Here is a 15,363-nt window from a genome sequence, read left to right on the forward strand (position 1 = left end):
TCAGGCGTCGTAGTCGACGGTGATGGAATCCGTGGTGGGGCGGGTCTGGCAGGTCAGTACGTAGCCGCGTTCGACCTCATCGGGTTCGAGGGCAAAATTCTCGTCCATCTCGTACTCACCCGCGACGACCTTCGCGCGGCAGGTCCCGCAGACTCCGCCGGCGCAGGCGAAGGGCACATCGGGACGTTTGCGCAGCGCGGCGTTGAGGATCGTCTCCCGGGCGGATTTCGGCGATTCGACGGTGCCGCTCAGCCCATCCAGGCGGAACTCGATGGCATAGTTGTCGCCCTCCGGATCGGCCTCGACGGCGCGGCCGGTCTGGCCCGGCTGCGGACCGGAGGTGGACTGCCCGGTGGTGAATAATTCGAAACGGACCTTCTCGGCGTCGACACCCGTGTCCGTGAGTGTGTCCCGGCAGAGCTGCACCAGTTCGAAGGGTCCGCAGAGGAACCACTCGTCGACGTGCTCCGGCTGCAAAACCCGGCCCAGCAGCAACTGCAGCTTTTCGGCGTCGATACGCCCGGAGAACAGTGGATTCACGCGGCTCTCCCGGGAGAGAACGTGGTGCACGGCGAAACGGGTGGGGTAGCGGTCTTTGAGATCGCCGAGTTCCTCGGCGAACATCACGTCGCCAGACCCCTTGTTGGCGTAGACGAGTTCGAAGGTGGCGTTATCGGTCGCGGCGAGGACGGTCTGCGCGATCGCCATGATCGGGGTGATGCCGGAGCCCGCCGCGACGGCGACGAGGTGGGTTGCGGTCGCGGTCGTGCGCTCCGTGTCCCGTGCGCGTTCCGCGATCCCTTCCGGATCATTCATCGAGGTGGTGTGCACCTTGGAGGTGAACGCCCCCTGGGGATTCATCACATCGATGGTGAACCCCGGCTCCAGGATCTCATTTGCCCAGGTGGAGAACACGCCGCCCGGAGTCTTCTTCACCGCCACGCGGATCACTCCGCGACGGGGGATGTCACAGATGGAATAGGAGCGACGCACCTCCCGCCCGTCGATGTCGGCCCGTAGCGCCACATACTGTCCAGGCATGTAGTTGTAGTCGTCGGCGAGGTGCTCGGGAACAGTGAACGTGACCTCGACGGAGTCCTCGGTCAAGCGCCGGACACGGGTGACTTCGAGGGGGTTGAAGGAGGTTTTCCGTCGGGTTCCGGTTGTGGTGGTGGACAAGTCAGTGCCCCTTAAAGTAATCGAACGGCTCGTGGCACTCCCGGCAGGAGTAGAGCGCCTTGCAGGAGGTGGAGCCGAAACGGCTGGATTCTGTGGTGTTCATTGAGCCGCAGAGCGGGCACCGTACCGCCGGGGTGAGGGTGATGGGGATGGGGCCGGTGCTTCGTTCCCGAGCTACGGGAGGCGCGATACCGTATTCACGCATCTGTTGTTTCCCCAGTTCGGTGATCCAGTCGGTGGACCAGGCGGGCCGGAGAACGGTCTCGATACGGGGACGGGGATAACCGGCCCCGGTGATCGCGGCGGTGACGTCCGCGGTGATCGTGCCCATCGCGGGGCACCCCGAGTACGTCGGGGTGATCACGATGACGGGGATCTCGCCGTCGAAACGCGCGTCACGCAGAATCCCGAGGTCAGCGATGGAGACCACGGGGATCTCCGGGTCCGGGACAGTCGATGCCGTGTCCCACAGCAGCGCAGCGGCCGGGTCCTCCGGTCGGAGCGGATGGACGGTGTTCGTGTTCGTTGCGGACACGGTAATCACCAGGTCGCGCCCGGATGCTGACGAGCCAACCACTGCATCTCTGCGAGGATGAAGCCACGGTGTTCGGAGAACCGCCCGGTGCGCTGACCGGACCGGGCCTGCGGATAATCGGGGATCTCCAGGCCAGCCTCGGCGACGATGTGGGCGATCCGTCCATCGAACTCCTCCCGCAACGTTGACGGGGGGACGGCGATTCCTTTGAGTTCCGCGTGCACGGGCAGATCTTCGAAGAGTTCATCGAGGTAGGGCCACATGTAGTTCAACCCGGTCTGCATCCGGCGATGCGATTCCTCGGTACCGTGACCGAGCCGCAGGAGCCACTGGCTGGAATGGTCGACGTGATACTCGACCTCCTTGATGGCCTTCTCTGCGATGGCCGACAGCGTCTCATCCGTGGAATCCTGCAAACGGGTGTAGAGACCGTAGGCGTAGTAGGAGAAGAGCAACTGCCTGGCGATGGTGTGGGCGAAGTCCCCGTTCTCCTGTTCCACGAGTCGGCAGGAACGGAATTCCTCCTCGGAACGGAAGTACGCGAGATCGTCTTCCGTCTTGCCCCACGCGGTGCCGGCGTAGGAGAGCAGGAATCGAGCGTGGCCGAGTAGATCAAGGGCGATGTTCGTGAGGGCGATATCCTCCTCCATCTCCGGAGCGCGGGAAACCCACCACCCCAGACGCTGGGCGAGGATCAAGGAGTCATCCCCGAGCATCAGCGCGTAACGGGCGACGGGATCGGAAGCGATCGCACCCGAGGCCTGGATGTCCTCGGCTGTGATGGCATCACCCATCCAGTGATGCGTTGCGGTGTCAGTGTTCGGTGTACTCACAGGTGCTTCACCCCTTCGCTCCGCGTGTAATAGGTGGCGTGCCGGTAGTTCTTGCCCTGCGCGGACTGGAAGAAGCCGCCCTTGGCGTCCGGGTCGGAGGCGGTGATCGCATCGGACGGGACCACCCACACGCTTGAGCCTTCGTTGCGTCGGGTGTAAAGGTCCCGGGCGTTGCGTAGCGCCATCGTTGCATCGGGTGCATGGAGGGAACCCGCGTGGACATGGGAGAGCCCACGGGAAGAACGGACGAAGACTTCCCAGAGGGGCCAGGTGGTGGAATCGGGCATGGTGTTCCTCTTTCGTCTGGGCTGGTGAGGGGGAATCAGATACGAGGTGGTGGGTCGGACTCAGGCGACGTGAAGGCCACGTTCCGTCGGGCTTGTTGCGGCGGTTTTCTCGGCGTACGCGGCGGCGGCTTCGCGGACCCACGCGCCCTCCTCGAACGCCTGCCGACGCCTCTGGAGGCGCTGGACATTGCACGGACCGGAGCCTTTTATGGTGGCCTTGAACTCGGACCAGTCGAGCTCACCGAAGTCGTAGTGACCTCGCTCCTCGTTCCACCTGAGATCGGGATCCTCGAAGTGAAGCCCGAGTGCTTCGGCCTGCGGGACGATCATGTCGACGAACCGCTGGCGCAGCTCATCGTTGGAGAAACGCTTGATGTTCCACGCCATCGACTGCCGCGAGTTGGGGGAATCATCGTCCGGAGGCCCAAACATTTGCAGTGCAGGTCCGTAGAAGCGGTTGATCGCCTCCTGCGCCATCTGTTTCTGCGCCTCGGTGCCGTGGGACAGGGAGTAGAGGATCTCCCAGCCCTGGCGCTGGTGGAAGGACTCCTCCTTGCAGACCCGGATCATTGCCCGAGCATAGGGGCCGTAGGAGCAGCGGCAGAGAGGAACCTGGTTGCAGATCGCTGCGCCGTCGACGAGCCAGCCGATGGCCCCGATGTCGGCCCAGGTCCGCGCCGGGTAGTTGAAGATCGACGAGTACTTGGCACGCCCGGTGAGTAGCTGTTCGACGAGTTCGTCACGGCCAGTGCCCAGGGTTTCCGCAGCGGAATAGAGGTAGAGACCGTGTCCGGCTTCATCCTGGACCTTGGCCATGAGGATGGCCTTCCGCTTGAGGGAGGGGGCGCGGGTGATCCAGTTCGCCTCGGGTTGCATGCCGATGATTTCCGAGTGGGCGTGCTGGGAGATCTGTCGGGTGAGTGTGCGGCGGTAACCGTCCGGCATCCAGTCGGTGGGTTCGATGCGGGAATCCTCGGTGATGATCCGGTCGAAATGCTGCTGGCCCTCGTTGTTGGTCACGGGGTTTGTGGTGCTGGTTCGGGGGGTGGCGGGGAATGTCACGGTGTTCTCCTTCGGAGTCCCGCAGAGTGTTCGGGCGTGTTCGAGATGCTGCGGGTGACGGTGCGGCGTTCGCCGCTGGTGCGGGGCGGTCTGGCGGCTGGAGGCCGGTGCCCGACGATTGTATGTCTGAAAAACTGATCGTTCGGTCAGTATATGAACGAGTGTGATGTGTGTCAATGGCTTTTGTGATCTGCGACTCACCCCCGTCACCCTCGCCTGCGAAAGGGGATGGTGTCCGGTGTTGGGATGGTTTCCACCGGTCTTGGCTGGTGGCGGTTGCCACCGGCATCCAATACTCTGACCTGGGGTGGAATGTATCGGTGGTGGTACCGGAAGGCGGATGAGATGCGACGGGGTCGGGCTGTGCTGGAATCGGGCGGTGGTCGGGGGCGTCCCGGGTATTCGCGGGAGGACATACTGCGCGCGGCAGTCGATGCATTCAATGCTGCAGGTTATGAAGCGACGTCGATGGGGGCGCTCGCGGATCGTCTCGGGGTGACGAAGTCTGCGCTCTATCACCATGTCTCGTCCAAGGAAGAACTGCTCGGAGAGGCTCTCGATCACGCGTTGGGGGCGCTCGGTGGGGTTATCGACGAGGTTACGGAGTTCGATGGGACTGATATGGAACGGCTGCGCCTCCTGGTTCGTGGCACCACCCTTGCGCTTTGTGCGGAGGCACCCTCCGTGACTCTGCTTCTCCGGCTCCGGGGTAACTCCGATGTGGAGCTCCGTGCAATGGATCGACGACGCGCCTACACGCGAACCGTCGTTGACCTGGTTTCCGGTGCGCAGGCGGACGGGGACCTGCGTGCAGATGTCGATCCGCCGACGGTCGGGCGCCTACTCTTCGGCATGGTCAACTCCCTGGTGGAGTGGTATCGCCCCAATGGTGATCTATCTCCGGAAGAGTTGGCGGAACTGATCGGGAAGATGGCTTTCGGCGGACTCATTCCGCGCTCCTGATTCCTTTTCCGTCGGGTCCTGCGGTTGAGGGGTTCGCTCATCTGCTGTGTGTGGGGGTGGTCGGGACACGTGTGAAGTGCAGAGTATTCGCATTTGTCTGGCCATTTTTGGCGATCTTTAGGATTGTTGTTCGGGGGTGGTTTTGTGGTTGATTCGGGAATTTCTGGAAAAAGAGTGGTCCGTATCACCCTCTCTATGTATCGTGGATCACACAAACTGACCAAGTGGTCGGTAAATGGGGGTTCGCTGCTCTCGCCGCTGAACCCCGGACACCCGCCAATCTCCCCGCGCGCCCCACCGTCACGGCACTCCCCGTCGGTGCAGCGAGGGATTTCATCTGACGGTCTACGACCGAAATCTGTGTCGCAGGCCCCCACCCAGAGAAGAGAATCGACTGTGACCTCCCTGTACGACATCACATCCACGATCCACGGCCCGGAAACCGGCATTGAATTCGCCTCCCGCGACGAGATCACCGCGCTACAGACCGCCCGCGCCAAGAACACCCTGCGGCACGCCTACTACAACGTCCCGCACTACCGTCGTGCTTTCGACAAGAAGGGCGTTCACCCGGACGATTTCCGCGAGCTGGCCGATTTCGCGCTCTTCCCGTTCACCGACAAAAACGACCTCCGCGCCGAATATCCCTTCGGTATGTTTGCCGTGGGCCGCAACCAATTGGTTCGCGTCCATGCATCCTCCGGCACCACCGGGCTACCCACCGTCGTCGGTTACACCCGCCGAGACATCGAGACCTGGGCTGATCTCGTCGCCCGCTCACTGCGTGCAGGTGGCGTCCGCCCCGGCGACAAGGTCCAGGTCGCCTTCGGCTACGGCCTTTTCACCGGTGGACTCGGCGCGCACTACGGCGTCGAGAAGCTCGGAGCCACCGCCATCCCCACCTCCGGCGGCATGACGGAACGGCAGATCCAGATCATCCAGGACTTCAAGCCGGATGCCATCATGGCCACCCCGTCCTACATGCTCAACGTGCTCGACCAGATGCGGAAAGAGGGCATCGACCCGGCAACCACCTCTCTCACCCACGGAATCTTCGGCGCGGAACCCTGGAGTGAGGGCATGCGCCGTGAGCTCCAGGACGGACTGGGCATCGATGCCACCGACATTTACGGACTCTCCGAGATCATGGGTCCCGGCGTCGCCCAGGAATGCGTGGAGACAAAGGACGGCTTGACCCTCTGGGAAGACCACTTCTACCCGGAGATCGTGGACCCCGAAACCCTCCAGCCGGTCCCCGACGGACAATTTGGCGAGCTCATCATCACCCCGCTAACGAAGGAGGCATTCCCGGTCGTGCGCTACCGCACCCACGACCTCACCCGCCTGCTGCCCGGAACCGCACGCTCCATGCGCCGCCTGCAACGCATCTCCGCCCGCAACGACGACATGATCATCCTCCGCGGAGTCAACTGTTTCCCCAGCCAATTCGAGGAGCTCATCACCGAGGACACGAACCTGCGCCCCCGCTACCAGTGTGTTCTTGAGCGCAAGGGGCGAATGGATGCACTGCGCCTGCTCGTGGAATCTGCACCGGACCGAACCAGCGAGGAAAGGGAACAGTCCAGAAATCACCTCGTCCGTCAGATCAAGAATCGAATCGGCATCAGCGTCATCGTCGAGATCCACGACCACGTCGACTGTGGTGAAGGAAAAGCCAAGCGCCTTGTCGATAACCGGCCCAAAGACTGATCGCCCACCGGGACACCATCCCTCTCACCCGCCAGGAAGGTCACCATGACGACCAATATCACGACCGGGCAACCCAAGAACTCCTTCTCCGGTCCACTGACAAAAGAACACAAGAAGGTTCTTGCCGGTTCGATGGTCGGAACGACCGTCGAATGGTTCGACTTCTTCATCTACGCGCAAGCTGCAGGCCTGATCTTCGCCTCCCAGTTCTTCAACCCCGCAGGCAACAACTCACCGGCCCTGGCACAAATCGTCTCCTGGGCATCCCTCGGTCTGTCCTTCCTCGTCCGTCCCCTCGGCGCCGTTGTCGCCGGACACCTCGGGGACCGGAAAGGCCGGAAATTCGTGCTCACCCTCACCCTGCTGGGAATGGGGGGTGCTACCGTCGCCATCGGTTTCCTGCCCACCTACGAACAGATCGGCATGGCCGCCCCCCTCATCCTCATCGGCCTCCGACTCCTCCAGGGCTTCTCCGCAGGTGGTGAGTGGGGCGGTGCCGCACTCCTTGCTGTCGAACACGCCCCCGTCCACCGACGCGGCTACTTCGGTTCCTTTCCACAAGTAGGTGTGCCGTGCGGCATGATCCTCGCGACCCTGTTCATGCTCGTGCTCACCACGATCACCACACCCCAGCAGTTTGAGTCCTGGGGCTGGCGCATCCCGTTCCTCTCATCGGTGGTCATGATCATCATCGGCTACCTGATCCGGAAAATGTGCGAGGAATCCCCGGTCTTCGCCGAGCTGGAGAAACTCCAGAAGGAATCCTCGGCGCCCCTGAAGGTTCTCTTCTCCGGGCACAAGAAACCGGTGATCCTCTGCGCCATGATCTTCGCCGCAGACAACGCCGCCGGTTACCTGGCGATCGCCTTCTTCAGCTCCTACGGGGCGAAAGTACTGGGAATGCCCCGGTCAACGGTTCTATTTATATCCCTGGCCGGAGCCGTATCCTGGACCGTCGGCACCATCCTCTGGGGTGCTCTCTCCGACCGGCTCGGTAGACGGAACGTGTTCACCTGGGGCTACATCATCATGGCACTGTTCGCCATCCCCATGTGGATCATGATCGACACCGCCAACGTGTTCTTTTTCGGACTCGCGGTGGTGATCCTCGGGCAGCTTCTCGGCGCCACCTACGGACCACAGGCCGCGCTCTACGCCGAGATGTTCCCTGCGAAAGTCCGGCTCTCGGGCATCTCCATCGGATACGCGGCGGGATCCATCATCGGAGGTGCATTCGCCCCGATGATCGCGCAGCTCTTGCTGAACGAGACCGGGACGTCCTTGTCCATCGGCGTCTACCTCATCATCATCTCGCTGTTCTCCCTGTGGGGCGTCCGGATGGTCAACCCCAAGGTGGAGAAGTGCGACCTGCACTGAGACGCTGCCGTGATCGTGTCGCCGTGGTAGGCCAGGAAACGATGGCGCAATAAAAGCCGGATTGGAATGGATGATCCGCCGCCCCAGTACCCGGTCTCATATGGGGATGTTTCAGGCGCTGTTTTTCAACACTTGATCAGGGTTGGTGAGGGGTATGTCCGGGAACTGGTTGAGTAGAACGACGTCGTCGGCGGCGAGTGCCATCTGCCAGGAGAGCCGTTTGCTCCGGCTCATGACCGTTACCGGAATGCCGTGGGCCTGCAGTTTCCGGACGTCATCGACGAAGTAATCGTTTCCACTCGCAATGACTGTGTGGTCTCGGTGCCCGTCGGTGATGAGATCATCGATCATCCGGGAGATCTGGTCGGTGGTGTCGGCGGTGCTGTGGAGGCCATTGAGGAAAGTAGCGTCACGAAATACCCGGACACCGATCTGGGCCGCGAGTTGATTGTATTTTCGGGATCCGACGTACCACAGGTCCCCGACCTTCCACGGATAGGTGTGGAGAATGACATCAGTCATCCGGGAGACGATCAGATCATCTGGTCTGGTCGTGTCACACAGATTCTCGACGTCGAGAAACGCGACCGAACGGAGGTGCATGGTCCGAGGGATGACTGTGGTGTGTTTCATCGGGGCACTCCTGTCCAAAGACGTCTATGGGTATCCCGTTGCCGGGGGTACCATCCGAGACTCGTCACCGTGCGGAAACCCGGATGCAGCGGGTTCTTGATCATGAACGAGGAGACTCCGGTCGGAGGAGTGGAACAGCACGTCAACGGATGCTGTCCGGAGCCTGTTTCAACCGAGTATGTCTCGGTATCGGAAGAGACGCAAGCCTTAGCGGAAAATCACGGCAGAGGGTCGCTCACTGGGGGGGGAAATTATTGGTGAGAGTGGAAGGCGATGACCTCAGATGATGACCTCAGATAAGGACTGCACCGAGGAAAGCGACGGTCACGACGACGAGGGTGACGGCAAGACCGAAAACGAAGGGCTTTGTACCAGCCGCCCGGACGGTGGCGATGGTGACGCCAGTGCCTTGTGCGAACATCGCAGCAGCGAACATCCAGTGCTGGAGTGAGCCGACTCCGCGGATCACGTCCTCTGGTAACGGCACGAGAGTCCGGACCGCGACAAGCCCGATGAAGGCTGCGACGAATGCGGGGACCAGCGGGGGAAGAGCTCCGGTGATCTCCCCGGCGGCTGCGGCTCGGGCCGCGTGCCGACGTTCGAGTGCCGCGAGGATCATCATCATCGGGGCGAGGAGCAGGACACGACCGAGTTTGACGGTTACCGCAATCGGTAGTACTGCTGCTCCTGCGAGGCCTCCCGCTGCGACGACCTGACTGACCTCGTGGACGCTCAAACCGATGAAGATCCCTTCCTGCCGAGGATCCCACCCGGCTAGATGCCCGATGACGGGTGCCAGTGCCAGGAGGATCGTGCCGAGGAGGGCGATCACCGCGATGGCGGTGACGAACTCGTGTTCCTTCTTCTTCGTCAGGACACCGTCGACCGCTCCGATCGCCGCCGCACCACAGATGGAACAACCAGCTCCGATGAGCAGAGCCTGTTGGCGGCGGAGGCCGAAGACGGGAGCAAGGATGAGTGTCGCTGCGAACCCGAGGACGACGGTGAGGACCGCGACGATGAGAACGGGCCAACCGAGTGCGAGCACCGTGGCTGCTGGGACGCCGAGGCCGAGGAGTGCGACACCGATCTTGAGGATGATCTTCGATGAGACTGCAACACCGGGCAGCATCCGTCCGGGGATCGTCCAGATATTGCCGACGATGCTGCCCAGGATAATTGCCACCAGTAGTAGGACACTGATTCCGGTGGCTTTCTCGATGAAGGTGTCCACCACGAAGGATGCGGCTGCTCCCACCAGACAGACCAGCAAGCCAGGAATCACCTCACGGGTTTTATTCATGGCACAACACTAGTCGTACCTCACTCACGGTGGAGTGGTGAATCTGCCAGGTACGGTTGTGACGTAGCTCTTACCGGATCTGCGTGGGGGAAGCCGGGACCCGCCGGTCGTTACTGCCGATGAAGCCGGGGGCAGGAGGCCATCGGGGAACTCTGGTGCTGGATGAGCTCATTCATGCTGGCGTAGTGGGGCAGGTTCGACCGGAGAGGATGAAAATTATCCCGTGGGAAGGACACGAAAGAAGTGAGGGCCAGGCCCGCGTCGAGGTGATGGTGTTCGCTCCGCAGGAGCTCCCTCCGTCGATCTGACCCTCGGATAGGGGCGTGGAAAACCCGTTTTCCCGGTCGTGCAGCACCCGGACCGAATGGCGGCTGGGGGACGCTGCTCAGCGCATTAACTGAACTCGTCCCCGCTTGCCGCCGGGTCGGTAGGCACCCAGGCGCTTAAGTCGGGTCGAAGAGCCGTCAGCCGCCGAATACCGGGCGGAAGAACGCCCCCAGTGCCTCTGGCTCATTGAGGGGGAGGACCGCCGCGACGTATTGGTCAGGCCGCACGACGACGACCGCGCCGTCCCTGCTGATCCCGCGGTCGGTGAAGATGTCGTCGGAGGTGGTGACGCCGAAGACCTTCTCCATGTTGGTGAGCCGGAAGGGCCCGACCTCGGGGAAGAACACCCTCGGAACCTTGTTGATCAGGATGTCCGCGTGGAGCTGCTGGTAGATCACCCGCAGATCGAGGAGACTGTCATCGTCCGGCCCTGGTTTCGGGCCCCACACCAGGGGTGAGTTGGGGTTGGTGGACACCCACTCCGCCCACGTTGCCACGGCGGAGTCCTGCGTTCCCGCGGGTGCACCATCGGCGAACACGTACACGCGCCAGCGGCCGTCGGCGGTCGCCTGGTGCCCCAGGTGGATCGGGTTGGTGTCGCAAACACGGCTGACGATCGCGGATTTGAATCGCTTACCCACCGGATAGCCGGTGGCGAGCTCCTGGTGCTCGGTGCCGCCGGTGATCAGCGAGGGGGCGTACTCCGTCATGAAGCCGGCCGGGAACTCGGCGGTCTTGACGTAAAAGTCCTCGAGGAAGGATGGATCATCGAACTCCTCCGGCGGGGTGGCCATGAGGGTGGACCAGGTGCGGTCGAAGTCGATGAGGTCCTTCGCCACCACCTGGCGCTCGGCGGAGTAGGTGTGGAGCAGGTCAGCGGGGGAGGTACCGGAGAGAACGGCTCCGAGTTTCCATCCGATGTTGAAGCCGTCCTGCATCGAGACGTTCATGCCCTGGCCGGCCTTCGCGGAGTGCGTGTGGCAGGCGTCGCCGGTGATGAAAACGCGGGGTGCGCGCTCGTCATCATCGATGTCGTCGAATTTGTCGGTCAGCCGGTGGCCGACCTCGTAGACGGAGTGCCAGGCGACGTGCCTGACATCGACGCTGTAGGGGGTGAGGATCTCGTTGGCCTTCGCGATGATCTCCTCGATCGTCGTCGAGCGGATGGTGGCCTTGCGCTCCTCGGTAACGGTGCCGAGATCGACGTACATGCGGAACAGGTGCCCACCCTCCCGGGGGATCAGCAGGATACTGCCGCCGGAGCGGGACTGGATGGCACACTTCAGACGGATGTCGGGGAAGTCGGTGGCGGCGAGCACATCCATGACGCCCCAGGCGTGGTTGGCCTGGTCCCCTTCCAACTTGCGGCCTATCGAAAGGCGTACACCGGAACGGGCGCCGTCGCAGCCGACGACGTAGCGGGCACGGACGGTGCGCTCGGTGTCGGTGTTCGGGTTCTCGGCGCCCGTGCGCCGCAGTCGCACTTCGACCGGGTAGTCGGTGGCGTCGGGATCGTCGGCGACGGTGAGGTCGACGAACTCCCAGCCGTAGTCGGGGTGCATCCGTGACGGAGAGTTCTCCATGAACTCGGCGAAGTAGTCCAGGACACGGGCCTGGTTGACGATGAGGTGCGGGAACTCGGAGATTCCTGTTTCATCGTCGATCGCGCGATTGGCGCGGTAGATGTGGTTCGGGTTTGCGGGGTCAGGCTTCCAGAAGGCCATTTCGGTGATCCGGTAGGCCTCGTCGGTGACTTCACTAGCGAATCCGAACGCCTGGAAGGTCTCGACACTCCGGGCCTGGATACCGTCGGCCTGACCGACTTCCAGCCGGTGCGGCCGACGGTCGATGATCCGGGTGGATAGGTTCGGGAACATTGACAGTTGTGCTGCGGTGATCATTCCGGCGGGTCCGGCGCCCACGACGAGAACGTCCATTGTGTCGGGCAATTCGTCGGGTCGGTTGAGCCCCACTCCCGCTGCAGGGTGACGGCGGGGATCGCCGGAGACATATCCGTGGTGGTGGAACTGCATGGTGTTTCTCCTGTGGTCGGTGGGTGATCAGAGGGGCCGGGTTCAGTTCGGTCGAGGAGAGAGGTGGATCAAATATGATCTGATCATTTAGTGACCCATCTCTCTTCAATCTTTAGCACACCCTAAAGGGGGTATTAAGTGCGTGAGAGCCAACGGATGGGACTGACGCTCTGTTCCGCTTCGTGCTCGGGGCCGAGCGGGATTCCACTCCGGTCCCGGAGGGAGAGAACGGCGGCAAGCCCGATCAGGGTCATCGCGCCGAGGTAGACGGTGACGGCGTTGGTGGTACCGGTGGTCTGGACCAGCCAGGCGGCGATCATCGGCGCGAATGCACCGCCCACGATTGCGCCGATGGCATAAGAGATGGATACGCCGGAGAACCGGATGGAAGCGGGGAAGATCTCGGCGTAGAGCGCGGCCTGCTGGCCGTAGGTCAGGCCGAGTCCCAAGGTCAGGAAGCCGATGCCCAGGAAGAACAGGCCGACATTAGCGGTGTTGACCAGTGGGAACACGACGAGAACACCGAGGAACTGAAGGATGAAACCGATGATGTAGGAGGTGCGGCGTCCCACCCGGTCACTGAACCAGCCGGCGAACAGGGTGAAAATCAGCCAGGTGACGGCCGAACCGGTGACGGCCCACAGCACATCATCCCGGGACAGGCCGACGGGGCCGTCGGGGTCGGTTGCGTAGCCCTGGATGTATCCGCCGGTGGTCATGTAGCCCACCGCCGAGTTGCCGGCGAAGATGAGTGCGGCGACAAATACCAGCGGGGAGTGCTTGCGGAACAGGGTTTTGACTGGCGCGGACTCGGTCTCCGCGAGCTCGGCCATCTCAACGAATACGGGGGATTCCTCCACGCTGTGCCGGATCCAGGCGCCGACGATGATCAACAGGAACGACAGGAGGAAGGGGACACGCCAGCCCCAGGTGAGGAAGGCGTCGCCGGGGGCGATCTGGCTCATCACCGCGAGCACGCCGGATGCCAGGAGTAAACCTGCGGGGACACCGATCTGGGGGCAGGCGCCGTAGAGCCCGCGTTGTCTGACGGGAGCATGTTCGACGGCCATGAGGACTGCGCCGCCCCATTCGCCACCGGCGGAGATGCCCTGGATGATGCGCAGTGTGATCAGCAGGATCGGGGAGGCTGCGCCGATTGTTTCGTAGGTGGGCAGCAGGCCGATCAGGGCGGTGGCTGTGCCCATCACGATGAGCGTCAACATGAGCACCTTGCGGCGCCCGATCTTGTCGCCGTAGTGGCCTGCGAGGAATGCCCCCAGTGGGCGGAACAGGAAGCTGATTCCCACTGTGAGGAAGGCGACGATGGTTGATGCTCCGGAGCTCAAGCCACTGAACATGAGTTGGCGGAACACCAGGGCCGCAGCCATGGCGTAGAGGAAATAGTCGTACCACTCGATGGCGGTTCCGATGATCGTCGCCGCCGCGACGCGCCTGTGCTCAGTATCCCGGGCGGGGGTGATTTCTTCTTCCGGTGGTGAATGGTGCACGGAATCTCCTCGGGGCTTGTTCTGTGGTCTGGGGTGACATAGAGGCATAGTGTGTTCTGCGTTACTTGCCGGTCTGACTCCGGATCATATACGATCTCGGTCAGGGATCAAGACCCAATCAAGGAGGATCTGTGAATCACCCCCAGCCCCTACCCGTCACGCCAGGGAAGATCATCGCGGTTCACACCGCATTCTTTTCCCGTGCCGATCAGCGGGGCAGGCGCCCTGCCCGCCCCTCCTATTTCCTCAAGGCCTCCAGTTCACTGGGGGCCTCCGGCGACGTGGTCACCCGGCCCGAGGGCTGTGAACTCCTCGCCTTTGAGGGCGAGATAGCACTGGTCATCGGGCGTCCGGCCCGCAATGTCACCCTCGATGAGGCCTGGAGTCACGTCGCCTGGGTCACCGCTTCCAACGACCTCGGTGTCTACGACTGGCGTGCCCAGGACAAGGGGTCCAACATCCGTTCCAAGAGTCGGGACGGATTCACTCCGGTCGGTCCCGAACTGATTGACGCCCGTACCGTTGACCCCACCGAACTCCGTATCCGGACCTGGGTCAATGGTGAGCTTGTGCAGCAGGGCGGCACCACTGAGGAGGATCTGATCTTCCCGCTCGCCCAGTTCGTCGCTGACCTCTCCCAGCATTTCACTCTCGATGAGGGGGACGTGATTCTCACCGGAACCCCCGCTGGTTCGACCGTCATCGTTCCCGGCGACGTCGTTGAGGTCGAGGTCGACGCGCCCGGCGTCGCGGGTAATCCCACGTCGGGGAGGCTGCGCACCACCGTCGAACAAGGGACGGGAGCGGTTGATCCGGGGATCGGTATGACTCCGGCCATCGACGATAAACAGCGTGAAGAGGCCTGGGGTTCGCGGGCGGAGGCCGGGTTACCCGAGGATCCCACCGCCATCAGTGACGAACTCCGTGAAAAGCTGCTGGCGGCACCCACCGCCGGGTTGTCGGCGCAACTGCGGTCCCGGGGCTTGAACCAGGTCGTCATCGAGGGCGTGCACCCGCAGACCCGGGGAACGAAGATGGTCGGTGTCGCCAAGACGCTGCGTTTCCTGCCGGGCCGAGAGGACCTGTTCACATCCCATGGCGGTGGATACAATGCCCAGAAACGCGCCTTTGACTCACTCAAGCCCGGCCAGGTCCTCGTCATCGAGGCCCGCAACGAACCCGAATCGGGCACCCTCGGTGATGTGCTCGCGCTTCGCGCGAAATGCCTGGGTGCCGCCGGAATCGTCACTGACGGGGGGATCCGTGACTATGAACCCGTCCGTGAGATTGGACTGCCCGTCTTTGGGCGGGGAGCGCACCCTGCGGTTCTCGGGCGTCGTCACGTTCCCTGGGAGTCGGACACCGCCATCGCCTGCGGCAACGCGACCGTGCTCCCCGGTGACATCATCGTCGGCGACGATGACGGCGTGATCGTCATTCCGCGTGATCTCGCGGACGAGGTCGTGGACGCGGCACTCGCCAAGGAACGGGAGGATGAGTGGGTCGCCGCCCGTGTCGCCGAGGGCAACCCCGTGGACGGTCTTTTCCCACCGGTCGGGGCGTGGCGTGAACGCTTCACCGCCGACTCCACCGCCGGTGAAGAGGACTAGGAG

The 15,363-nt window shown here is 62.9% G+C and carries 13 protein-coding genes; 4 read left to right on the forward strand and 9 right to left on the reverse strand.

Annotation, left to right across the window (positions count from 1 at the left end):
• The 5 genes from paaE to paaA are packed head-to-tail and all read right to left on the reverse strand — an operon-like array spanning position 1 to position 3,854.
• Positions 1-1,179, reverse strand: a complete 1,179-nt coding sequence (gene paaE, locus QWU44_RS10930) for a 1,2-phenylacetyl-CoA epoxidase subunit PaaE (RefSeq protein WP_198736953.1) — start codon at positions 1,177-1,179, stop codon at positions 1-3.
• Position 1,180: 1 nt separating this feature from the next.
• On the reverse strand, positions 1,181-1,714 hold the full coding sequence (gene paaD / locus QWU44_RS10935; protein WP_198736954.1) for a 1,2-phenylacetyl-CoA epoxidase subunit PaaD: 534 nt from the start codon (positions 1,712-1,714) through the stop codon (positions 1,181-1,183).
• Positions 1,715-1,719: 5 nt separating this feature from the next.
• Positions 1,720-2,547, reverse strand: a complete 828-nt coding sequence (gene paaC / locus QWU44_RS10940) for a 1,2-phenylacetyl-CoA epoxidase subunit PaaC (RefSeq protein WP_370915706.1) — start codon at positions 2,545-2,547, stop codon at positions 1,720-1,722.
• Positions 2,544-2,834 carry a 1,2-phenylacetyl-CoA epoxidase subunit PaaB gene (gene paaB / locus QWU44_RS10945; RefSeq protein ID WP_198736955.1) on the reverse strand — a complete coding sequence of 97 codons (291 nt, stop codon included), beginning with the start codon at positions 2,832-2,834 and terminating at the stop codon, positions 2,544-2,546. Before paaB ends, paaC begins: the two co-directional genes overlap by 4 nt.
• A gap of 60 nt (positions 2,835-2,894) precedes the next feature.
• Positions 2,895-3,854, reverse strand: a complete 960-nt coding sequence (gene paaA, locus QWU44_RS10950; protein ID WP_370915738.1) for a 1,2-phenylacetyl-CoA epoxidase subunit PaaA — start codon at positions 3,852-3,854, stop codon at positions 2,895-2,897.
• Positions 3,855-4,241: 387 nt separating this feature from the next.
• Here paaA and QWU44_RS10955 point away from each other — a divergent pair, with 387 nt between their 5' ends.
• The 3 genes from QWU44_RS10955 to QWU44_RS10965 all read left to right on the forward strand — a co-directional run bounded on the left by QWU44_RS10955 (position 4,242) and on the right by QWU44_RS10965 (position 7,946).
• Positions 4,242-4,859 carry a TetR/AcrR family transcriptional regulator gene (locus QWU44_RS10955; RefSeq protein WP_370915707.1) on the forward strand — a complete coding sequence of 206 codons (618 nt, stop codon included), beginning with the start codon at positions 4,242-4,244 and terminating at the stop codon, positions 4,857-4,859.
• A gap of 396 nt (positions 4,860-5,255) precedes the next feature.
• Complete coding sequence (locus QWU44_RS10960; RefSeq protein ID WP_370915708.1) at positions 5,256-6,569, forward strand: AMP-binding protein; 1,314 nt, start codon at positions 5,256-5,258, stop codon at positions 6,567-6,569.
• Between the two features lie 45 nt (positions 6,570-6,614).
• Positions 6,615-7,946 carry an MFS transporter gene (locus QWU44_RS10965; RefSeq protein WP_198736959.1) on the forward strand — a complete coding sequence of 444 codons (1,332 nt, stop codon included), beginning with the start codon at positions 6,615-6,617 and terminating at the stop codon, positions 7,944-7,946.
• A 111-nt stretch (positions 7,947-8,057) separates the two neighbouring features.
• Here QWU44_RS10965 and QWU44_RS10970 read toward each other — a convergent pair whose 3' ends face one another.
• From QWU44_RS10970 to QWU44_RS10985, 4 genes are all read right to left on the reverse strand, one after another.
• The gene (locus QWU44_RS10970) at positions 8,058-8,579 is read right to left on the reverse strand and encodes a hypothetical protein (protein WP_370915709.1); all 522 of its coding nucleotides are present in this window, start codon (positions 8,577-8,579) and stop codon (positions 8,058-8,060) included.
• Positions 8,580-8,871: 292 nt separating this feature from the next.
• A complete protein-coding gene (locus QWU44_RS10975) occupies positions 8,872-9,882 on the reverse strand; it encodes a YeiH family protein (RefSeq protein WP_370915710.1) in 1,011 nt (336 codons plus the stop codon).
• 464 nt (positions 9,883-10,346) lie between these two features.
• On the reverse strand, positions 10,347-12,242 hold the full coding sequence (locus QWU44_RS10980; protein WP_370915711.1) for an FAD-binding monooxygenase: 1,896 nt from the start codon (positions 12,240-12,242) through the stop codon (positions 10,347-10,349).
• 134 nt (positions 12,243-12,376) lie between these two features.
• Positions 12,377-13,750: an MFS transporter gene (locus tag QWU44_RS10985; RefSeq protein WP_370915712.1), complete on the reverse strand. Its 1,374-nt coding sequence runs from the start codon at positions 13,748-13,750 to the stop codon at positions 12,377-12,379.
• A gap of 131 nt (positions 13,751-13,881) precedes the next feature.
• On the opposite strand from QWU44_RS10985, the gene QWU44_RS10990 reads away from it, so the two are divergent.
• Positions 13,882-15,360 (forward strand): fumarylacetoacetate hydrolase family protein, encoded by a 1,479-nt coding sequence (locus tag QWU44_RS10990; RefSeq protein ID WP_370915713.1) that lies wholly within the window; start codon positions 13,882-13,884, stop codon positions 15,358-15,360.
• Positions 15,361-15,363 lie beyond the last annotated feature (3 nt).

This window comes from Corynebacterium sp. CCM 9203 (genome assembly GCF_041357675.1).
In the GTDB taxonomy this organism is placed as follows: domain Bacteria; phylum Actinomycetota; class Actinomycetes; order Mycobacteriales; family Mycobacteriaceae; genus Corynebacterium.

Bases quoted from the DNA above. Each gene is read 5' to 3' on its own strand.
- QWU44_RS10965 (WP_198736959.1), top strand. From the start codon at position 6,615: ATGACGACCAATATCACGACCGGGCAACCCAAGAACTCCTTCTCCGGT.
- QWU44_RS10975 (WP_370915710.1), bottom strand. From the start codon at position 9,882: ATGAATAAAACCCGTGAGGTGATTCCTGGCTTGCTGGTCTGTCTGGTG.
- paaB (WP_198736955.1), bottom strand. From the start codon at position 2,834: ATGCCCGATTCCACCACCTGGCCCCTCTGGGAAGTCTTCGTCCGTTCT.
- QWU44_RS10970 (WP_370915709.1), bottom strand. From the start codon at position 8,579: ATGAAACACACCACAGTCATCCCTCGGACCATGCACCTCCGTTCGGTC.
- QWU44_RS10955 (WP_370915707.1), top strand. From the start codon at position 4,242: ATGCGACGGGGTCGGGCTGTGCTGGAATCGGGCGGTGGTCGGGGGCGT.
- QWU44_RS10980 (WP_370915711.1), bottom strand. From the start codon at position 12,242: ATGCAGTTCCACCACCACGGATATGTCTCCGGCGATCCCCGCCGTCAC.